16 protein-coding genes and 1 pseudogene are annotated in these 20155 nt (G+C 68.6%); 10 read left to right on the forward strand and 7 right to left on the reverse strand.

What is annotated here, in order from left to right; genetic code table 11:
• Positions 1-10: 10 nt before the first annotated feature.
• On the reverse strand, positions 11-1477 hold the full coding sequence (locus ABT296_RS04520; protein WP_351923119.1) for an AAA family ATPase: 1467 nt from the start codon (positions 1475-1477) through the stop codon (positions 11-13).
• Between the two features lie 1413 nt (positions 1478-2890).
• Between ABT296_RS04520 and ABT296_RS04525 the strand changes: the two genes are divergently transcribed.
• Positions 2891-3850: a type I-E CRISPR-associated protein Cas6/Cse3/CasE gene (locus ABT296_RS04525; protein WP_351923563.1), complete on the forward strand. Its 960-nt coding sequence runs from the start codon at positions 2891-2893 to the stop codon at positions 3848-3850.
• A 518-nt stretch (positions 3851-4368) separates the two neighbouring features.
• Here ABT296_RS04525 and ABT296_RS04530 read toward each other — a convergent pair.
• Together ABT296_RS04530 and ABT296_RS04535 are read right to left on the reverse strand one after the other, a co-directional pair.
• On the reverse strand, positions 4369-4689 hold the full coding sequence (locus tag ABT296_RS04530; RefSeq protein WP_351923121.1) for a hypothetical protein: 321 nt from the start codon (positions 4687-4689) through the stop codon (positions 4369-4371).
• A complete protein-coding gene (locus ABT296_RS04535; RefSeq protein ID WP_351923123.1) occupies positions 4689-5240 on the reverse strand; it encodes a bifunctional DNA primase/polymerase in 552 nt (183 codons plus the stop codon). The genes ABT296_RS04530 and ABT296_RS04535 overlap by 1 nt, the downstream gene beginning before the upstream one ends.
• 265 nt (positions 5241-5505) lie before the next feature.
• Here ABT296_RS04535 and ABT296_RS04540 point away from each other — a divergent pair, with 265 nt between their 5' ends.
• Positions 5506-6870, forward strand: coding sequence for an NsdA family TPR-like regulatory protein (locus ABT296_RS04540; RefSeq protein ID WP_502977172.1), 1365 nt, complete (start codon positions 5506-5508; stop codon positions 6868-6870).
• 41 nt (positions 6871-6911) lie between these two features.
• Here ABT296_RS04540 and ABT296_RS04545 read toward each other — a convergent pair whose 3' ends face one another.
• Positions 6912-7841, reverse strand: a complete 930-nt coding sequence (locus ABT296_RS04545) for a phosphotransferase enzyme family protein (protein WP_351923128.1) — start codon at positions 7839-7841, stop codon at positions 6912-6914.
• 690 nt (positions 7842-8531) lie between these two features.
• Positions 8532-9817 (reverse strand): annotated as a pseudogene (locus tag ABT296_RS04550) (MFS transporter).
• Positions 9818-9899: 82 nt separating this feature from the next.
• Here ABT296_RS04550 and ABT296_RS04555 point away from each other — a divergent pair.
• The gene (locus tag ABT296_RS04555; protein WP_351923130.1) at positions 9900-10838 is read left to right on the forward strand and encodes a LysR family transcriptional regulator; all 939 of its coding nucleotides are present in this window, start codon (positions 9900-9902) and stop codon (positions 10836-10838) included.
• A 19-nt stretch (positions 10839-10857) separates the two neighbouring features.
• Here the strand turns inward: ABT296_RS04555 and ku are convergent, their stop codons facing one another.
• A complete protein-coding gene (ku, locus tag ABT296_RS04560; protein ID WP_502977173.1) occupies positions 10858-11901 on the reverse strand; it encodes a non-homologous end joining protein Ku in 1044 nt (347 codons plus the stop codon).
• A gap of 71 nt (positions 11902-11972) precedes the next feature.
• Between ku and ligD the strand changes: the two genes are divergently transcribed.
• Entirely contained in the window at positions 11973-12860 is an 888-nt protein-coding gene (ligD, locus tag ABT296_RS04565; RefSeq protein WP_351923134.1) for a non-homologous end-joining DNA ligase, read from the forward strand.
• 421 nt (positions 12861-13281) lie between these two features.
• Here the strand turns inward: ligD and ABT296_RS04570 are convergent, their stop codons facing one another.
• Positions 13282-14085, reverse strand: coding sequence for a nuclease-related domain-containing protein (locus tag ABT296_RS04570; protein ID WP_351923136.1), 804 nt, complete (start codon positions 14083-14085; stop codon positions 13282-13284).
• 102 nt (positions 14086-14187) lie between these two features.
• On the opposite strand from ABT296_RS04570, the gene ABT296_RS04575 reads away from it, so the two are divergent.
• From ABT296_RS04575 to ABT296_RS04600, 6 genes are all read left to right on the forward strand, one after another.
• Positions 14188-14694, forward strand: a complete 507-nt coding sequence (locus tag ABT296_RS04575) for a protein-tyrosine phosphatase family protein (RefSeq protein WP_351923138.1) — start codon at positions 14188-14190, stop codon at positions 14692-14694.
• A gap of 71 nt (positions 14695-14765) precedes the next feature.
• A complete protein-coding gene (locus ABT296_RS04580; RefSeq protein WP_351923140.1) occupies positions 14766-15503 on the forward strand; it encodes a hypothetical protein in 738 nt (245 codons plus the stop codon).
• Positions 15500-16774: an ATP-binding protein gene (locus tag ABT296_RS04585; RefSeq protein WP_351923142.1), complete on the forward strand. Its 1275-nt coding sequence runs from the start codon at positions 15500-15502 to the stop codon at positions 16772-16774. Before ABT296_RS04580 ends, ABT296_RS04585 begins: the two co-directional genes overlap by 4 nt.
• Positions 16775-16816: 42 nt before the next feature.
• On the forward strand, positions 16817-17275 hold the full coding sequence (locus ABT296_RS04590; protein WP_351923144.1) for an SH3 domain-containing protein: 459 nt from the start codon (positions 16817-16819) through the stop codon (positions 17273-17275).
• Positions 17276-17318: 43 nt separating this feature from the next.
• Positions 17319-18680: an FtsW/RodA/SpoVE family cell cycle protein gene (locus ABT296_RS04595; RefSeq protein ID WP_351923146.1), complete on the forward strand. Its 1362-nt coding sequence runs from the start codon at positions 17319-17321 to the stop codon at positions 18678-18680.
• Entirely contained in the window at positions 18677-20134 is a 1458-nt protein-coding gene (locus ABT296_RS04600; RefSeq protein ID WP_351923148.1) for a penicillin-binding transpeptidase domain-containing protein, read from the forward strand. The genes ABT296_RS04595 and ABT296_RS04600 overlap by 4 nt, the downstream gene beginning before the upstream one ends.
• The last annotated feature ends 21 nt before the right edge of the window (positions 20135-20155 follow it).

Here is a 20155-nt window from a genome sequence, read left to right on the forward strand (position 1 = left end):
ACACCTGCGACTAATCCTCTAGCCTCTCCGGTGCTACTCTTGCTAGAGAATCTCGATGCCCGGTAATCACTTCGATGGAGTGAGTCGCGACGATGAATTGGACTGATGTTCCTTCCGTCAACGCCAAAAGGGCTCCCATGAGTTGCCTTTGCCACTTAACGTTCAGACTCAACTCTGGCTCATCGATCAGAAATAGTCGCGTGTTCTGGCGCGCCAGCACGGTGTTCAGGAGCAGGAGGAGGATCTGCCGCTCTCCGGATGATAGATTTTCGGGCGCCAAAGACTCTCCGTCCTCGGAGAGCACTTTAATTCCATAATGCGTCTTATATCTAATCCGCTTCCCCCCACTCTCGAAGAACCGTCCGATCTCCCGGGTGAGCGTAGCTAGAAGGCGAGCGACAGGACTCAGTGCATCAAGGCGGGCCTCTTGAGCCTCCACAAATGGCCGCAGTACATCTTCAGCGACATCAAGCCGTGCATCTGGTGTACGATTTAGCACTTCGATGAAAGAGTCTTCACGCAGGGCAGGGACAAGGCCATACTTGCTATATTCTGTCGTTTTCCTGGCAATCTCTCTCAAATTGGAGCTAAGTTTTTTCCTTGTTTCCACGTCGGACTCTTTAGGGAGGGATTGGGAAATTTTCTCCAGAATCCCTAGATACACATTATTTGAACCCCTGGAACCCGAGACATTTCCGTTGATGATCATCTTCTGAATCATGTCGGAAACTCGCTGCATCGCAATGGTTAGCTCTGCCGCAACTCCACTGACAGATGCACCGCTTCCGCCGTCATCAGATTCAACCAGGCGTCGACCCCTCCTATTACCTTTCCGTTCGATATCATCCCCATAGATTCTTCGGTCATCAGCCAGCATGTACGGGCCACTACCGAGATCTTCTAGATACTTCGCAAATGCATCAGGCTGTTCGAACCCTCTAAGAAAGCTCTTGTGGATCTCGATTTGAAATTCTGATGTAAATTCACTCCAAGACGTGCGTGCCGGAAGTTGTAGTGCAGGATTTTCAATTTCAAACAGGGTCCTCTGGTCGGAGGCTTGAGCGGTACTCTCGGGGATATGCCCAACTGTGGTCACAGCACCATCAGGAAGCACTTTATAGTACTGCTCAACCACCTTCTTGTCCTTTTTGGTGACGCTTGCGGTGAAGTCTCCAACAGGGCCGGCTGTTTTCACGAAGGTGATGACATCACCCCTGCATAGATAAATCGTAAATCGATCAAATGGCGTCCGTGCAATTTGCGTACGATGGCCCTCCTTCTCAGAGGGCGACAAGGCATGCCAAAGGAGCTTGAGAGCCGTCGTTTTACCGCTTCCGTTGTTCCCGTAAAGCAGTGAAAGGCGGCGACCTTTTAGCCTGTCCTCCCCTTTGCCCGCCAAATCCACATGAAGATACCTAGTACCGAAAAGACCATGAATTTCAAAGGCTGAAACAAGAGCACTTCCCTCGGCTGCCATGACACTCCTTATCAGGAAAGAACGCGAGCTTTCATAAGATCCACCGAGCGTTGCCTCAGGGTATCGCCGGAAACCCTCTCAGGGTGCATGTTTCGATCAGGTTCCTCCCGAGAGGGTGGGGTGGACTAGGACTCTTCAGCAGTCTGCACCGATGGAGTCCCTCAGCCACACCCGCTCAATCGCCCGAGAACTGCTCTACTGCAGCGAAGACAGCGTGTAACAGATCCTCCGGTGGCCGCAGGGAATCTTGAGGTAGGAACAACACCATCGGCAAAGCTAAGCTTCCACACCCCTACAACCTTCCAGGCGCCCACACGACGACGCCGGCGGCGCGCGCCAGTGAGTGCCGCCCCAAGAGGACCGATGGCAGTCCTTCATGGAACTGGCCAACGACTGCGGCTCTGCTTTCGCAGACTATGAGTGTCTAACCGCGTGACAACGCCGACGAACAACGGCGGACAAGCACGGACGTCTGCGGACCGTCAGCCCAGGTGAGAGTCACACCAGCCCAAGGCACCACCCCCACCCAAGTTGCTTCGGGACAAAGAGGTCCTCACTCAAGGTCTCATGACCACGCTTCCGCCGGCGCGGCTTGCTCTGGTCGACGGCACGGCGGCGTGGCTGAGGCCAGTGGGGGTGCGGCGAGGCACACGCGTGCGTGGTCGGGCAGCGCGCCCGCCGTCGTGGCTGACTGTCGTCGGCTGAGGCTCAGACGCTCCGGGGCCCCAGTTCAGCCAAGGGACCTTCCAGCCGAAGGGACCGTGCCATTCGCGTGCCAGATCCTGCGGGGAACCACGGGGAATAGCGGGAAGCTGCCCAGGGTGCGACCAGGACTCCTACATGACTCCGCTGCAGGTCACCGCAGCAACCGCCCTCGCAGAACCCGAGCTTCCCAAGCTAAGGGCGTGGCTTCTGTGATCGGTGCTCGCTAACGTTCCTTGGCAGCGGCCAGCACTCGCCCGGTTCTACGGGTGTTCGGCACTCCGCTGTCCACAACTGTCCACAGCTGGGGGGAGCCGAGGGAGGTTGTCCCTGTGAACATCTTGGAGAACGCAGCAGCCAGCGTTATTGCGGCATTCGCCCTCTGGTCGGCCCGGCAAGCGAGAAAATCATGGCAGCGCAGCCGGGCGAAGCCCTGTCGGCCGCGGAGCACGCCCACGGCCCAGGCAAAATCTTCGGCGCGTCGCGGATACACATCCAACTCATGAGGGGCAAGACATGGGCCGTGCCGGCGAGATCAATCGGCCAGACCTGCCAGCAGGGCGGATGCGTGACCTCAACGCGGCACTGCATGAGTTGCATCGGGAAGCAGGGTTTCCCTCAGCCCGCGAGTTGGCCCGCGCCGCCGGCTTGGGGCATTCCACCGTGCACAACCTGTTCACCCGGGATCGGGTGCCACAATATGACCCGTTTATGGCGGTGGTGGGAGGGCTTGCCCTGCGGGCTCTCGCGCATCGTCCCACGGGCGCCTCACAGGAGCAGGCGTTGGACGCGATTTGTGCCCGCCTCCACGAACTGTGGCACCAAGCCAAGGCGGAGGGCTTCGCTCAGCAGACGTGGCAGCCACCCCACAGCGCCCAACAGATCGTGTTGCGCCTCAACCGGCGCAATCTACAAGTGCTGCGTGACCTCGGCGATGTCCTTCACCTTCATCGCACCGTCCGCTCCCTGTCTCCGAACACTGCAAGGCACGGCTCACCGGCCACCGGTCGCCTGCTCTACCGATTGGATATGGACCGTGCTGACGCGATCCTGCGTGTTCAGACCACGGGGCCCCTGCTTCTCAGCGCCCTGACCAACGACTACGCCCGCGCGGTAGCAGTTGAGCGGGTCGCTTGGTCAGAGGCAGGCTTCGAGGGACAGCTAGTGCGGTTCCTGTTGGACGCGAACGCCACTAGGGCGATGCCAAGAGCAGGAAGACGCAGCAAGCGTCTCGGCATACGACCTGCTGAAGCAACTGCCTGGTGGGAGCGTCATGCTTCCCGTTCCGGGCTAGCGACTGTTGAAGTACGCAGCCAGTGGTTGGAGCCTGTTATTGCCAGACGCGAAGCAAGGAACCCAACCTTTCTCCAGGCAACACGATTCGAGGGCCTGGCGGTGATCACTGATCCTTCCGCGCTGCAGAGAGCGGTCCTGTCTGGTATGGGTCGCGGACGCGCCTACGGCCTAGGTCTCCTGCGTCTCAGGCAAGCCGGTTCTGATGTCTCACCGCCACAGACGCGCCCAGAGCACTGCACCATAAGCGCACCAGATCCAGCGGGGAGCAGCGGGGAACCACGGCGAAGGCAGCTAGGTCCGGCGGCACCGCATGCCCGCCATTTACCCAGGTCAGCGCTCAGCTCGGCCCCAAATGATCGTAGCTTCCCAAGCTGAGGTCACAGGTCGGTCTGCTGCTCGTCCGGGCTGCGGCGCTGGGGCGCCGGTCCCGGCCGGGCAGCAGACCGACCAAGTACGCAGGAACAGCAAGGATCCCCGTAAGACAGCGTTGGGAGTCTGCCTTACGGGGCTCAGGCCGATTGATCGCAGGAGCGCGCTCGAACCGCAGTCAATCGGGGCTACGAGGAACCGTTCAAGCCGCAGGTGTTGCTCGCCGAGCGGTCGCAGGTGATTCAGGCCGCGCGTCTCGCTCCGCTCGTAGCCCCGCCGTGATCAGCGCGGCCAGCAGCTCGGCCGCCGCCGGGTGAACGGTCCCAAGCTGCACTACGCCGTCGCCGGCGACGTTCACGTCAGCCACGAGGCCGGGGAAGTCGGAGTCCAGGCCGAGCAGTACGAGTTGGTCCGCTAGGGCTCCGGCGCTACGTCGTGCCCGGTTCCAGCCGCGTACGTAGGGCAGGCCGGGGGCCAGGTCTTCCGCTCGTTTGGCCACCACTCCTCGCCGGTCGGTCATGGCCTCAGATCCTTCCCTTGTGCTCATCAGCATTGGTCGGTGCAGGGTCGACGCCGTCACGCCCTCGGCCGAACCCGCTCGCCAGGGCCAGCCGGAGGAGTTCCGCGAGTCGCTCGGCCGTTTCGGGGGACACGCGGCCCAGTTCGACCAAACCGTGACCGAAGGCGTTCAACTCGGCCCGGAGGTAAGGGAAGTCCTTCTCCAAGCCAGCGCGTACAAGTGCGTCCCGCAGGGCGGTAGTCGCGTTTCGGGCCGCGTACCAGCCTTCGCTGTCGAGGGGCGACCACGCGGCAGCGTCGCGGCCGTCCGTCGGGTCGTTCCGCATCAGCCGTCGCTCTCTTCTGGGAGCGCGGGAACCGCCGCGTATGGGGTTGGGTACTGCTCGTCGAAGCGGTCGATCCTGGCCAGGAGTTCCGCGGAGGCGACCAGCGCCGTGGCGAGAGCGACCGGGCGCAGCGGGTTGGCCTCCGGTCGACGTGTCGGGGCACGAAGCCAGTGATAGCGGTCGTCGGACATGGGGATGGGGCCGGGTACGACAACTACGCAGCCGCTGCCGAGGTACCGATGCGGCAGCGGGGAAGAGGTCTCGCGTCCGAGGTGGAACATGAAGGTCTCGCGGCTCTCAGAGCCGAGGAAGAAGCCGACTCGCTGCGCCTGGCGGTCGGCGACCGCCGGCCCGAACGGCATCCCGCTGCGCTGGAGGCGGTCGAACATCTCCAGCCCGAGGCGCTGTTCCACGCTCACGACGTCGAAGAACCGTCCGGTCGGCAGCAGGGTGGGCCTCCGTGGGTCGTCCGCCCATACCTGGCGGCATTCGGACGGGTTGTCCGCCGCCGCGGACAGCCATTCGATGCCGCGCCTTGTCATCCTCTGCACGTCGTCCCGCCCTCAGTCGGAGTACCGCGCGGCCCCCAGTGCCGCCGTGACTCCAGACTCGCGGCACACCATCTGGCCTGGGCAGATGACGAGGGGTGACGGGGGATGACGTGTCGACCCAAGTCACGTCATCCCCCGTCAGCCGATCCACGCGGACGATCTCCGGTTACTGCCTGCAAGAACGGATCACCAGCGCGTACATTCGATCGAGCAGGCCGAGTTGCCACGCCGTCGCATGCGCACGGGAGTGAAGGGTCACGTCGCCATGAAACCGACCAGCGTCCGATTACGTGAGACTCGCACCAGCAGAGGCTGGAGCCAGCCGCGGCTGGTGAGGGAGTTGCGCGAGGCAGCCGCTCGGCGTGGGCATCAGCTTCCGTCGGAAGCCAGCGTGAAGCGTCGCATCGCCAGTTGGGAGAACGGCCACAGCTCACCCGACGGCTTCTACGGCCCGCTGCTTTGCGATGCCTTCGCCGCAAGTCCGGCGGAACTCGGCCTCAGTCAGGGAGAGTCGAGGGACGCCGCCCCCGTGCTCGATGCCGCGTATCCGGCCAGTCCAGACGATGCGATCCAAACTGTCAGCCAGTTGTGGCGCGCCGATCTCAACCACTTCGACCCGCTGCTTCAGGCAGAGCCGTCCGAGCCGGCGTGGAACGAAGCGTCCCTTCGGTGGCTAGTCGCTCCGGAGCCGAGCATTCCTCGCCCCCGCACCGAGGGAGTGCGCGTCGGTCTCGGCGACGTGGCGGCCGTCAAGACCACGGCGGACATGTTCGCCCAGCTCGACGATCAGTTCGGCGGGGAGCACGCGCGCCACTCGGTCATCCAGTACCTCAACAACGACGTGGCCCCACTGCTTCGCGGCCAGTACACCGAACAGGTAGGCCGCGCCCTGTTCTCCACTGTCGCGGAGGCCACGCTCCTTGCCGGTTGGATGTCGTACGACGCCTGTCACCATGGGCTCGCGCAGCGGTATTTCCTCCAGGCCCTCCGGCTTGCCCAAGACGCCAACGACCGCCGATTGGCGGGCAGCATCCTGTCAGCAATGAGTCACCAGGCAACCTTCTTGGGGCGGTACGCCCAGGCCGCCACTCTCGCTCGTGCAGCGCTCATGGGTATCTCCCCGGTGGCCACGCCGACGTTGCGGGCCCAGTTCCACGCGATGGAGGCCCGCGCCTTAGCCCGCACCGGAGACGCAGCCGCCTGCGAGGCCGCTCTGAGCGCGGCGACCAGCGCCCTTGAGAGTCGAAACAACGCGGACGAGCCGGAGTGGATCAGCTACTTCGACGAAGCGGAGTTGGCCGCAGAAGCCGCCCACTGCTTCCGTGACGTCAACAGGGCCCGCCAAGCGGTGGCCCACGCCGAGAACGCCATGAGCGGCAACCACGTACGAAGCGACTTCTTCGCGACCATGGTTCTCGCCGACGCTCACTTGCGCGCGGGGGACGTCGAGGAGGCGTGCCGTGTCGCTCTGGACGCCATGGATCTAGGGGAGCAGTTGAAGTCTGCGCGGTGTGTCAGCTATCTCGCCGAGTTCCGCAAGAACCTCAGTGCGGCCGGCGACAGTGCCGCGGCCCGTGGGCTTGGGGAAGAGGCGAGCACGCACAGGCTGTGGATCGCCGCAGGACTGTAGCGCCCGCTCACGGATCAGCGGTCCGCACCAGAGCGCCGGGTTCAGAAAGCGCCCCAGGAGTCACGGCCTTCGCCAGTCCGCAGCGACCGCATGCGTCGCGCGAACTCTGCGGCGAAGCGCTCGCTCGTGCCCGCCTGGTGGCCAATCCACGCCACCATCATCAGCTCCCGCAGGTCGGCCAGCGTCTCGTACCCCGGCCAGTTCATGAGGTCGAAGCCGTACCGGTGGACGAACTCTGCGTACTCCGCCTTGCTGTGCCAGCCGTACCGGTCGTAGTAGATCGCGGTCAGGATCAGGTCCCACTCACGCGGGGCGAGGGTGAGCCCGTCGAGGTCGATCAGGACCGCATGACCGTCCCTGTGTCGGAGGACGTTTCCGATGTTGGCGTCCCCGTGGATCAGGCCGAAGGGAAGCACGAAGTCCAGTCGGTCGTAATCCTTGGCGAGCGTGGCCGCCCGTTCCTCCAGGAAGGACCGGTCCTCCGTGGAAACGGCGGCCAAGCCGTCCAGCGAGGCCGACAGCTTGGCCAAGGGGTCGAAGTACGGCAGGCGCAGCGACTCGGGTTCCTCCAGCCAGTGGAACCGGCGGAGCAGGTCGGCCAGCTCTCCGATCGTCGCGTACTCCTCGCACTCCTGGACGCTCTCCCAAAAGGTCACCACCCGCTCGTGTACGACCAGAGGTTGAGCGACGCCAGCCAGCACGCGCGTTGCCGGGAAGTCGACCGTCTCCAGCCATCGGGCCACCGCCACGGACCGTTCCATGTCGGCGAGGACAGCCGGGTCACGGGCGATACGGACGATGAGCGGTAAGGACGCCAGCCGGTACACCGCGTTCGATCCCAAGCGCAGGAGCTCTGCACCGGTCGGGTCCAGTCCGGCCGCCTCGCACGCCTCACGGAGGACTACTTCCATCCCCTCCGCTGTGAACTCCGTACCGCCGCCGTGCGCTGCCCCGCCGCTGCCCGAGATCATGTCTTCGACCATACGGCGCGGCCCCGACGCCGGACAGGGCGTCCACGTAATAGGGGCGTGATGATCTACGTCAGCTCTGCACTATGACGCCGCTTCCCTGCAGGTCAGAGCCCCATTCGTCTCTCACTCTTCCCTGGCCTCCGGAGCCGTGTGCGCAGGTTCGAATCCTGCCGGGGGCACCTTGTAGTAGGTGCCCGAAGACCCCGTCAACAGCGGAAACGCTGAGGCCGGGGTCTTCGCGTATGTGCAGCCGTATGCAGCGCCGAGCGGCCCTAGGACGAGGTCCGTGGACTGTTCGTGGACAGAATCTTGCGGCGTCCGCCCTGGTCAGCCCGGGCGTTTCCGCGACACCGTCAGCCGGCGTCCGGCCACTCCTTGGGGAGCGGGGGCTGGTCGGGCTCGCTCGGGCGCTCCGTCTGCCGGGCGTTCTCGTCTCGCAGGGTTCAGCCACGGCCACAGGTCCGCCAGAGGCTGTGCCGGGCAACAGTTCGATCCAGCGGTACTCCGCCGGCACCGTGTGGGCGAGCGGATTCATGTCGGGCACCAGCAGTACCCAGTCCTGTTCGAGCGTCGCCAGCCTGCCTGGCCAGGCGTAGAGCGCAAACCGGACGGGACCTCTGGTGCAGCCGTCCGCCAGTGGGACGAGTCGGTGGTGCGTCCGTCCGGCTTCTGTTTGGTGCAGGGTGTGCGTCATGACGGGCGGCGTCGGACCTTTTGTGGTCCGGGGCGGGGCAGGAGCAGGGGGGTTGTCAGGAGTAGGAGGCCGGCCAGGGCTATCGCCGTGCGGGGGGTCAGCAGGGTTGCCAGGATGCCCCAGGCCGCTGTGAGCAGGGCTGTTGTGGCCTTTGTGGTCACCGCCCACGCGGTGAGGGTGCGGGTTGTCCGGTCTGGGTGGGTGTGTTCCAGGCGGTAGGTGGCGCAGAAGGGGTTGAAGAGGGCGCAGGACGTGATCAGCGCCAGTTCGACGGCGATGGTCAGGGTCAGGCCTGCGGGGCCGGGAGTGATGAAAGCCAGGCCCAGGGGCCAGATGGTTCTCAACGTGCCTGCGGCTACCAGGGTTTCGTCACGTCCGAAGCGGGTTGCCAGGGGGTTGGCCAGGCGGGCTCCCAGTAGGCCTCCCAGGGCGGGTACGGCGAAGGCCAGGCCGTACTGCCATGGGGTGAAGCCGAGTTGGCCGAGCATCAGGACAGCGAGCAGGGGTTGGGTGGCCATCACCAGGCCGTTGAAGAGTGCGGTGTTGAGGAGCAGGGCGCGTAGTGGTGCGTTCTGGAGGATGTGGTGCCAGCCGTCCAACAGGATTGCGAGGCGGGGGGGTCGGGTTTTTTTGGGTTTGGGGGTGGCTTCCGGTTGTCGGGGGATCGGAGGAACATCGCCGACAGGATGTGGCTCAGGGCGTCTGTCGTGACCGTTGCCACCGGGCCCAGCAGGACCATCGCCGCGCCGCCCAGGGGTGGGCCGAGGAGTGTGGTTGTCCAAGTCGCCGATTCGAGGCGGGTGTTCGCCTTGAGGAGGTCTTCCGGTGGCAGGAGGGATTTCAGGTACGCGCCGGACGCCGCCCGGAAGGTGATGTCGGACGCCGCCATGGTGATCGAGACCAGTAGGAGTTGGACGAAGGTGAGTGCTCCCAGGGCGTAGGCCGCCGGGATCGTCAGGAGTGCCGCGGCTCGGGTCAGGTCCGTCGTGATCAGTACGCGGCGTTTGCGGCGGAACTCCACCCATGGGCCGAGTGGCACCGCCACGGCCGCGCCCACCGCGGCCCCGGCCGACGCCAGTGCGGCGACCTCGGCCGGTCCGGCGTTCAGGACCTGGACGGCGATCAGCGGGAAGGCTCCGAAGGCCAGCCATGTGCCGAGCGCGCTCGTCGCGTACGCGGCCCAGAGTCTGCCGAACCGGGGTCCCAGCGTGCCGCCCAGTCGTTGTCCGAGGCGGTCGTCGTCGCTCACAGCCGAACTCCTCCCGTCGCTCCGAAGAAGCATCAAAGCGAGTGCCGACGGGTTGGATCAAACAACCGGTCGTGGCATCTGATACAACCGTTGGTTGTGGCCCTAGAATTTTTGGATGGACCTTGATGCCGTACGGACCTTTGTCGCCGTCGCCGACGCGGGCCGGTTCCAGGAGGCCGCGGACGAGCTCGGAGTCACTCAGCAGGCCGTTTCCAAGCGCATTGCCGCTCTGGAGCGAGATCTCGGCGTACGGCTGTTCGCGCGTACTCCGCGCGGTGCCGGACTCACCATCGACGGTCAGGCGTTCCTGCCTCACGCCCGAGAGTTGTTGAGTGTCGCCGAGCGCGCGGTCGACTCCGTCCGCCCCGGCAGCCGTCCGCTGCGCGTCGACGTGATCGCCTCACGCGTGGCGGCGTCGGGGCTGATGCGCGACTTCCATCGCGCGTATCCCGGGGTCGACCTCGACGTGGTCATGCTGCACGGCTTCGACACGGCCGTCTCCGCGCTGCGGTCCGGCGCCATCGACGCCTCCTTCCGGGCGGTGGGCGCGCCCGGGCTGCCGCTCCCCCAGGACATCGAGTCCGTCCGGGTCCTCGACGAACCGCTCCAACTGCTCACCGGGCCCGCCCATGTGCTGGCGGCGGCCAGGTCGGTGCCGCTCGGCAGGCTCGCCGGGCACCGGATCTGGATGCCCGGCATCGTGCCCGGTACCGAATGGGCGGCCTACTACGACGCCCTGGCCTACGAGTTCGGCCTGGCCATCGAGGCGACCGGCCCCAACTTCGGCTCCGACGCGCTCCTGGACACGGTGGCCGACACACCCGCCCTGGCGACCTTCATGGGTGAACTGACCCGGCTCGTCTGGCCCGCCAACCACGGGCTGAGGCGTATCCCGGTGACCGGGCCGACGCCCGTCTACCCGCATTCGCTCCTCTGGCGCCGGGACAATCCGCATCCCGCGTTGGCCACCCTCCGTGACCATCTCGCCGCCGCGTCGGCCGGCCATGGCACGCCCGAGACCGTCTGGACCCCGGAGTGGGTGCTGCCGCGCTGAACGCACGGGCGGCGCCGGTTCACGCCGTCCGCTTGCGGGCCGTTGCCTTGGCCGTCGTCTTGGCTGTCGTCGTCTTCTTGGCCGCCGTCTTCTTCGCGGTGCTCTTGGTCGCCGTAGCGGTGCTCTTCGACGTCTTCTTCGTCGTCGACTTCTTCGCGGTGGTCTTCGCGGTGGTCTTCGCCGTCTTCTTCGCGGCCGCCCTTCCGGCCGTGGAGGTGGACTTCTTGCCCTGTGGCTCCTTCGGCGCCGAGCGTCGGCGGAGGGTGGTCACCTCGGCGGGCCCCTCGCCCCGGGACTCCTTCGCGGCCCGGACGCTGTTCTCCAGGGCGGCCATCAGGTCCAGGACCTTGCCGCCCGTCGCCGGTTCGGGGAGTTCCGGCGGAGTCTCGCCGGCCGCCTTGGCCGCGATGACCTCCTCCACCGCCTCCCGGTACTCGTCGTGGAGGTCCTCCAGGTCGACCTCGCCCAGGGTGGCCATCAGGGCGTCCGCCAGGTCCAGTTCCTTGTCGCGGACCGTCACGTCCGTTTCCGGTGCCACGCCCTCGGGCGCCCTGACCTCGTCCGGCCAGAGCAGGCCGTGCATGGCGATGGCGTCGCCGACGACCCGGAGCATGCCGAGGCGTTCCCGGCCGCGGAGGGCGAACTTGGCTATCGCGACCTTGTTGCTGCGCTTGAGCGCCTCCCGCAGGAGGGTGTACGGCTTCGCGGCCGGGGCGCCGCTCGCGGCCAGGTAGTAGGCCGCGTCCATCTGGAGCGGGTCGATCCGGTCGGCCGGCACGAAGGCCATGATCTCGATCGTCTTCGCCGTCGGGAGGGGCAGCTGGGCCAGGTCCTCGTCGGTGATCTCGATGATCGTGCCGTCCGCGTCCTCGTACCCCTTGCCGATCTCGGACTGGGTGACCTCGCGGTCCTCCAGCTCGCAGAACTTCCGGTACCGGATCCGGCCGCCGTCCTCCGCGTGGATCTGCCGGAAGGAGATCGCGTGGCTCTCGGTGGCGTTCACCACCTTGATGGGGATGCTGACCAGACCGAACGAGATGGCGCCGTTCCAGATGGATCGCACGTGCAGCACCCTTTCATCCGGTCTGCGCTGGTATCGATATTTTCGTACCGGTTTCGTGGGATTCTCATCGTATGACGCCGATCACAGAGGTGGAGGGGCGACGGCTCTCGCTCAGCAACCTGGAAAAGGTGCTGTATCCGGCGACCGGATTCACCAAGGGCGAGGTGCTGCACTACTACGCCACGACCGCCGATGTCCTGCTGCCGCATCTGCGGGACCGGCCGGTGTCCTTCCTCCGTTATCCCGACGGGCCGGGCGGCGAGGTGTTCTTCACCAAGAACGTGCCGCCGGGTACTCCCGGCTGGGTCGCCACCGCCGAGGTGGCCCGGTCGGTGGGGCCGGCCCGGATGGTGCTCGTGCAGGATCTGCCGAGTCTGATGTGGGCCGCGAACCTGGTCGCGGAGTTCCACACCCACCAGTGGGTCGCGCAGGCGCCGGGGGCCGCCGATCGGCTGGTCCTGGATCTGGATCCCGGTTCGCCCGCGACCGTTGTGGAGTGTTGTGAGGTCGCGCTGTGGTTGCGGGAGCGGCTTGCGGCGGACGGGGTCGAGGCGTTGGTGAAGACGTCCGGGTCGAAGGGGCTGCATCTGGTGGCCGGGGTTCGGGGGGCGTCGTCGGCGGAGGTGTCCGAGTACGCCAAGGGGTTGGCCGCGGCGGCCGAGCGGGCCATGCCGGGGCTTGCCCTGCATCGGATGACTCGGCGGTTGCGGGGCGGGAAGGTGTTCGTGGACTGGAGTCAGAACGCTGCGCGTAAGACGACGGCGGCGCCGTACACGCTGCGGGCCCGGGCCGCGCCGTGGGTTTCTGCGCCGGTGACTTGGGGGGAGGTGGAGGGGTGCCGGGGGCCTGCCGAGTTGGCCTTCACGGCGGGGGATCTGGCCGGCCGTATCCGGGAGTACGGGGATCTGTTGGCGCCTCTTCTGGATCCGGACCGGGCGGGCGTGCTGCCGGTGCGCTGACCGCCGACCAGGGGGCCTGGGTTCGGTTGGGTGCCGTGGGTTCGGGGCCGGTGTGGCAGGTGCCGTGGGTGTGGCAGTTGGCGTGGGGGCGGGGAGTCTCGGTGGCCCGGCGCTGCCGGGGTGCCGCTGCGCCCACCCGTGCCGCCCCAGCGGCACGACTGCCCGCAGCTAAGTGGGTAGGTGGGCGGGCCGGGCGACTGCCGGCAGCTAGGTAGGCGGGCTGGCTGGGCGAACGCCCGCAGCTGAGTGGGCCGGGCCTGGCCGGGCGACTGACCGCAGCTGAGTGGGTAGGTGGGCCTGGCCGGGCGACTGCCCGTAGCTGAGTGGGTAGGTGGGCGGGCGCGGGCGGCTGCTCGCAGCTGGGCAGGAGGCGGGCTGGGTGGCTGCCCATGGCTGAGGAGGGGTGGGTGGGGTGGGGTGGCTACAGGTGGTGCCAGGTTTGGCGGGTTCGGGCTTGGGTGTGCAGGGACTCTATGTCTGCTGGTTTCAGGACGGGGTCCTGGTGGGTCAGGGTCGGCAGGTCCGTGTGCGGGAGGACCCGGACCTCGCGCAGGGGCGCGGTGATGGAGATGTCGGCGGGGCCGGCCACGGCCAGTACGGGGTGGACCTCGGCGGTCAGGGCGTAGGACGCGCGGTCGGCGTCGGCGCGGACCCGGCGCAGCAGCGGTTGCGGCGCCTGCCGGGCCACCGTGACCAGCGGGTCCGCGACCCGGATCCGCTGCTTGCGGGCGTAGAGGGAGTGGACGGCGAACAGGCCCGCCGGGCCGATCGCCAGATGGTGGATACGGGCGCCGCCGGGCAGCGGCACGGAGTGCAGGATGTGCCAGCCGGCGCCGTCCAGCCGGTCCAGTACCTCACCGACGGCCTGTTCGGCGAGGAGCGCCCGGCGCCTGGGGTCCGCGCGCAGCCGACGGGGCGGGGACGGGTCCCGGTCCAGGGCGATCAGCAGGGCCTCGCCGGGGCGGTTCGGCGCGAGGTCGTCGTCCGGGTGGAGGCTCAGCCGGGCCAGCTCGGCCGGGGTCGGCACCGGTGGCGGGCCGATGGTCACCTCGCCCGTCAGGAACGGCTTCAGGGCCTTCAGCACGTCCTCTCTGCGCTCGTCGCTGAGCAGGTTGACCCTGGCGGTGTCACGGTCGTACCAGGCGATGTTCCTGCCGTCGGTGAGGCAGACGTACAGCCGCTCCTGTCCATGGCGCCAGGTCGGCACGACACGTAGTGCGCTCATGGGCCATCACCCCTTTGACCATGGGAACAGGCGGGGTGCTCCAGGGGCAAGAAGTTGGTTACCTTTGAGTGGAGTTGGCCGGGAAGTTGGGGGAGGCGCCCATTGCGTGACCGTGTGAAGCAACCCGACGTTCCCGCCCCGGACACCCCGTGGGACGAGATCACGCCCGGCCTGTGGATGGGCGGTCACGAGTTCCGGACGGCGTCGGGGCGGCTGGAGCTCGCCGTCGTGCGGGACGAGTTCGACCTCGTGCAGACGCTGTTGCGGCTGCCGGGGCACGGGCCCGACCGCCAGGTGGAGCACCATGTGTGGCCCATCCCGGACGGGCCCCTGGACGGCACCCAGCTCGCGGGCGTGATCCGGCTGGCGCAGGCCGCCTGCGAGGCGCTGGACGCGGGCCGCTCGGTACTGGTGCGCTGCTTTCACGGGTACAACCGCTCGGGTCTGGTCGTGGCCCAGACGCTGGTACGGCGGGGCCACTCGGCGGAGGAGGCGATCCGGCTGATACGGTCCCGGCGCTCACCCTGGGCCCTGCACAACGACCTCTTCGTCGAGTATCTGCGCGCCGGGCTCTCCACCGCGCGCCTCCTGGAGGAGCTCACCGAGTGAGCAGGCAAAACGGACTTACCCAAGAATAAGGTGTACGGGGCCACCGCTCACCTCTGAACCACAGGAGCACCGTGCCCCTCAGCGTCCTGCGTACGGCCGCCGCCGTCGCCCTGGTGCTGGCGACCGCCGCGGGCTGCGGTGACGCGGGCGGGCTGGAGGGCGCGGGCGCCACGCCCACCGCGGTCAGTCCGGCCCGGCTGTGGCCGGAGCTGACGCCCGCCTCCAGTCCGGCCTTCGAGATCGGCGAGGTGACCACCGCGGTCGTCAAGGGCGTCGAGGTGCCGGGCGACGACATCCGCCGGGTGGACCCGGTGGCGGTGGTCCGGGCGGAGATCGCCGCGAACCCCGGCACGTACACGGCCGCGAAGGCGCCGTACCGGGAGACCGCGCGGCGGATGGCGGACTGCGGGCCGGGCGGCGACCGGGCGCGCTGCCCCGTGCTCACGCCCTACTACCGGGACCTCAGCGGCGACGGGCACGAGGACCTGACGCTCGGCTTCCGGCTGCTGCCGGACCGGCTGACCGGCATCCGCGTCTACACCGTCCAGAAGCACCGGCTGGTCCGGGTGATGGCGTACGACGACGCGGTCAGCGCGGTCGAGCTGGCCGGGCGGTCGGTGATCGTCCGCGCGCCGTCGGAGGTCTCGGGGTACGAGTACCGGCTCCAGTGGACCTGGGACGGCGGGGCCAACGCCATGCTGCTCACCCACGACGAGATGCTGCGCACGGGGGAGGACGGGCACTCGCCCGGGCCGACGTCGACGGCGCCCTCGGAGCCGTCCGCCTCCGCCTCGGCGAGTGGCCGATGAGGCTCGCGCTGCCCCGCTGGGCCGGGACGCTCGGCATGAAGACCGCGCTGTTCATCACCGTGATGTGCTGCGCGCTCACGGCGCTGCTCGGGGTGCTGGTGCACGTCTCGGTGACCAACCAGACCGTCGGCCGGGCCCGCACCGAGGCGCTCTCCCGGCTGACCGACGCCACGACCGCGTTCGAGACCGGGGACCGGCTGATGCCGGGGGCCGGGGTGGATCCCCCGGGGCTGCCCGGGGAGCTGCGGGAGCTGGCCGTGTCCGGTGACCGCGGCACGATGGTCGCCGAGCACGAGGGCAGGCCGACGATGTGGGCGGCGGGTCCCGCGGACGGGGCCCGGGCGCTGGCGGTGCGGGTCGACTACTCGCAGCAGGCCCGCACGATCGAGGGCCTGGACCGGGCGATCCTGTGGTCCTCGGCGCTGGCCATCGGGGCCACGCTGCTGGTGGGGGCGCTCGCGGTGACCCGGGTGACGCGGCGGCTGCACGCGACGGCCCGGGTGGCCCGCCGGATCAGCGGCGGCGACCTGGACGCGCGCGTCGACGATCCCCGTACGAAGGATCCGACGCGCCCCCAGGACGAGGTGGCGGCGGTGGCCGCCGCGCTGGACTCCATGGCGTCCTCCCTGCAGGGCAAGCTCCAGGCCGAGCAGCGGTTCACGGCGGACGTGGCCCACGAACTGCGCACCCCGCTGACCGGGCTGCACGCGGCGGCGGAACTGCTGCCGCCGGGCCGGCCGACGGAGCTGGTGCGGGACCGGGTGGCCGCGCTGCGCACGCTCACCGAGGACCTGCTGGAGATCTCCCGGCTGGACGCCGGGCGGGAACGGCTCGACGTGGACACCGAGCAACTGGGCGCGCTGGCCGAGCGGGTGGTGCGCGGCGCCGGGCGGCCGACGGAGGTCGTCGTGGTGCGCGACACCGCGGTGGAGACGGACCGGCGGCGGCTGGAAAGGGTGCTGGGGAACCTGGTGGCGAACGCGCACCGGCACGGGCGGGGGCCGGTCGCGGTGCGGGTCGACGGGCCCCGGGTGACGGTCCGCGACCACGGGGACGGGTATCCGGCGTACCTCCTGGAGCACGGTCCGCAGCGGTTCCGGACCGAGGGCGGGGCGCGCGGGCACGGGCTGGGGCTGACCATCGCGCTGGGGCAGGCGGAGGTGCTCGGGGCGCGGCTGACGTTCGCGAACGCGGCGGACGGCGGGGCCGTGGCCACGTTGGTTCTTCCGGATGGCCCAAGCGAAGAGGCGGGCCGCACCGGGCGCTCATAGCGTGGCGGGTAGTCAGATTCCGCCCGTTCGTGGAGGTGTCCCATGTCGCTGCGCTCCCGTCTCGTCATATCCGTCGTTGCCGGCGCCCTCGCCGCCGCGGCCGCCGCCACACCCGCCGTCGCGGGCGAGGACTGGCAGTCGTCCGGCGGGAACGGGAACAACCAGAACCAGAGTCAGAACCAGAGCCAGGGGCAAGGGCAGGGGCAGAACTGGTCGCAGAGCCAGGGCCAGAGCCAGGGCCAGAGCCGGCCGCAGAGCCAGAACCCCCGTCTGTACAAGGGCGTCGTGACCGCCGACACCCTGCTCCTGCGCAGCGCCCCCAACCGGGGCAGCCAGGTCATCAGGACCGTGCGCCGCGGGCAGATCGTGCAGATCTACTGCAAGACGGTCGGCCAGAACATCCAGGGCAACCCGCTGTGGTACCTCCTCCCGGACGGCACCTGGGCCTGGGGATCGGCCCGGTACATCGACAACATCGGGGCCGCGCCACGCTGGTGCTGAACCAGAAGGCACACAAGTCTGCCGATTTGGGTAAGTTCCGGACATGAGCAAGGCCGGAATCACCGTGGCCAGAGCGGACGCACCCGCTCCCCCCGTCCTCCTCCCCCGGCGCCGTGGCATCGAACTGGCCCTCATCGTCGTAGCCGTCCTGCTCTCCGTGTACGGCTACTGCGCTGTGGGCCTCGCCCGCACCGGCACCGTGCCGCCCGGCGCCGCTGGTTACGGCGCCGGGCTCGGCGTGCTGGCGCTCGTCGCCCATCTGGCGGTGCGGTTCCGGGCGCCGTGCGCGGACCCGCTGCTGCTGCCGATCGGCGTGCTGCTCAACGGCCTCGGCCTGGTGCTGATCTACCGGCTCGACCTGGAGACACCGGGCGACCGGGCGGCGCCCGCCCAACTCGTCTGGTCCACCCTGGGGGTGGCGTTCTTCATCGTGACCGTCCTGCTGCTGCGCGACCACCGCGTCCTGCAGCGGTACGCGTACGTGTGCGTGGCCGGCGCCCTCGGGCTGCTGGTCCTGCCGATCCTGTTCCCCGCCGTGAACGGCGCCCGCATCTGGATCCGGATCGCCGGGTTCTCCATCCAGCCGGGCGAGTTCGCGAAGGTGCTGCTCGCGGTGTTCTTCGCCGCCTACCTGGCCGCGAACCGGGGCGCGCTGGCGTACGCGGGCCGCAGGGTCTGGGGGGTGCAGCTGCCGACCGGGCGGGTGCTCGGGCCGATCGTCTCCATCTGGCTGCTGAGCGTCGGCGTACTGGTCCTGGAACGGGACCTGGGGACCTCGCTGCTGTTCTTCGGGCTGTTCGTGATCCTGCTGTACGTCGCCACCGGGCGCACCGGGTGGATCGCGGTGGGGCTGCTGCTGGCCTCGCTGGGCGCGGTGGCGGTGGGCTGGCTGGAGCCGCACGTGCACAGCAGGGTCGAGGACTGGCTGCATCCGTTCGCCTCGATCGAGGCGGGGCAGGGGCCCAACCAGCTCTCCCAGTCGCTGTTCGCGTTCGCGGCGGGCGGCATCCTCGGCACCGGCCTCGGGCTCGGCCACTCCGTGCTCATCGGCTTCGCCGCCAAGTCGGACTTCATCCTGGCCACCGCGGGCGAGGAGCTGGGCCTGGCCGGCCTGGCCGCGATCTTCCTGCTCTACGGCCTGCTGGTGGAGCGCGGCTACCGGGCCGGGCTCGCGCTGCGCGACCCCTTCGGCCAGCTGCTCGCGGTGGGGCTCGCCTCGATCGTGGCGCTCCAGGTGTTCGTGATCGCGGGCGGGGTGACCGGGCTGATCCCGCTGACCGGCATGGCGATGCCGTTCCTGGCGCAGGGCGGTTCGTCGGTGGTCACCAACTGGGCGATCGTGGCGCTGCTGGTGCGGGTGAGCGACTCGGCGCGGCGGCCGGTCGCGGCGGAGGAGAAGGCGTGAGGCGGCACATCAGGTTCGCGGCCGTCCTGTGCGCCCTGCTGCTGGCCGCGCTGCTGGTGAACGCCACCCGGTTGCAGGTGATCGAGGCCGACACCTACGACAGCAGCCCAGCCAACCGGCGGCCGGTCATCGCCCGGTACGGGCAGCCGCGCGGGGACATCCTGGTGGAGGGGCGGCCGGTCACCGGCTCCAAGGACACCGGCGAGCAGCTGCGCTACGAACGCACCTACCCCTACGGCCCGTTGTACGCGCCGGTGACCGGGTTCGCCTCGCAGGTGTACGGGACGACGTTCCTGGAGCACGCCGAGGACGGGGTGCTGTCCGGCGCGGATCCGATGCTGGCGACGTTCCCGCTGCTGAACGGGCTGACCCGGGCGAGGAGCGCGGGCGGCGACGTGGTGACGACCCTGGACGCGGGCGCGCAGCGGGCGGCGTACGACGGGCTCGGCGGGCGCAAGGGGGCGGTGGCGGCGGTGGATCCGTCGACGGGGCGGATCCTGGCGCTGGTGTCGACGCCGTCGTACAACCCGGAGGCGCTGTCGGGGAACGGGCCGACGGTGGAGCGGTCCTGGATCGGGCTGAACGAGGACCCGGACAAGCCGATGCTCAACCGGGCGGTGCGGCAGACCTATCCGCCGGGTTCGACGTTCAAGGTGGTGACGGCGGCGGCGGCGCTGGACGCGGGGGTGGTGACCGATGTGGACGAGCCCACCGACTCCCCCGCCCCGTACACCCTGCCGGGCACCTCGACGAGGCTGACCAACGAGGCGCGGGGGTGCACGGACGTGTCGCTGCGGGCGGCGTTCATGTGGTCGTGCAACACGGTGTTCGCGAAGCTGGGGGTGCGGGTGGGGGTCGAGGACCTCGCCGCGACCGCGCAGGCGTTCGGGTTCAACGACGCGGGGGTGCGGATCCCCTACTCGGTGGCGCCGAGCACCTTCGACACGACGGTGGACCGGGCGCAGCTCGCGCTGTCGGCGATCGGGCAGTACAACACGCGGGCGACGCCGTTGCAGATGGCGATGGTCTCGGCGGCGGTGGCGAGCGGGGGGCAGCTGCGGGAGCCGTACCTGGTGGAGCGGACCGTCCGCGGCGGTGGCGCGACGCTGGCCGCGGCCGGGCCGCGGCCGGTGCGGCAGGCGATGCATCCGGCGACCGCGTGGCGGCTGCGGGAGCTGATGACGGACGTGGTGCGCGAGGGGACCGGCACCAACGCGGCGATCCCCGGGGCGGTGGTCGGCGGGAAGACCGGTACCGCGCAGCACGGCATCGGCAACTCCGGTACGCCGTACGCCTGGTTCGTCTCGTGGGCGCAGGGCGCGCGGGACGTGGAGCCGAAGGTGGCGGTCGCGGTGGTGGTGGAGGACGCGGAGGCGGACCGCGGGGAGATCAGCGGGGGCGGGGACGCGGCGCCCATCGCGCGGGAGGTGATGCGGGCGGTGCTCGGTGGGTGAGACGGGGGTTCCACGCGCTCG

Origin of the sequence: Streptomyces sp. NPDC000983, assembly GCF_040299205.1 — a bacterium.
In the GTDB taxonomy this organism is placed as follows: Bacteria; Actinomycetota; Actinomycetes; order Streptomycetales; family Streptomycetaceae; genus Streptomyces.

Excerpts from the sequence above, each read along its gene's own strand:
- ABT296_RS04585 (WP_351923142.1), top strand. The coding sequence starts at position 15,500 with ATGAGGCTCGCGCTGCCCCGCTGGGCCGGGACGCTCGGCATGAAGACC.
- ABT296_RS04570 (WP_351923136.1), bottom strand. The coding sequence starts at position 14,085 with ATGAGCGCACTACGTGTCGTGCCGACCTGGCGCCATGGACAGGAGCGG.
- ABT296_RS04530 (WP_351923121.1), bottom strand. The coding sequence starts at position 4,689 with ATGCGGAACGACCCGACGGACGGCCGCGACGCTGCCGCGTGGTCGCCC.
- ABT296_RS04525 (WP_351923563.1), top strand. The coding sequence starts at position 2,891 with ATGGCGGTGGTGGGAGGGCTTGCCCTGCGGGCTCTCGCGCATCGTCCC.
- ABT296_RS04540 (WP_502977172.1), top strand. The coding sequence starts at position 5,506 with ATGAAACCGACCAGCGTCCGATTACGTGAGACTCGCACCAGCAGAGGC.
- ABT296_RS04555 (WP_351923130.1), top strand. The coding sequence starts at position 9,900 with ATGGACCTTGATGCCGTACGGACCTTTGTCGCCGTCGCCGACGCGGGC.
- ABT296_RS04595 (WP_351923146.1), top strand. The coding sequence starts at position 17,319 with ATGAGCAAGGCCGGAATCACCGTGGCCAGAGCGGACGCACCCGCTCCC.
- ABT296_RS04590 (WP_351923144.1), top strand. The coding sequence starts at position 16,817 with ATGTCGCTGCGCTCCCGTCTCGTCATATCCGTCGTTGCCGGCGCCCTC.
- ligD (WP_351923134.1), top strand. The coding sequence starts at position 11,973 with ATGACGCCGATCACAGAGGTGGAGGGGCGACGGCTCTCGCTCAGCAAC.
- ABT296_RS04545 (WP_351923128.1), bottom strand. The coding sequence starts at position 7,841 with ATGATCTCGGGCAGCGGCGGGGCAGCGCACGGCGGCGGTACGGAGTTC.
- ABT296_RS04520 (WP_351923119.1), bottom strand. The coding sequence starts at position 1,477 with ATGGCAGCCGAGGGAAGTGCTCTTGTTTCAGCCTTTGAAATTCATGGT.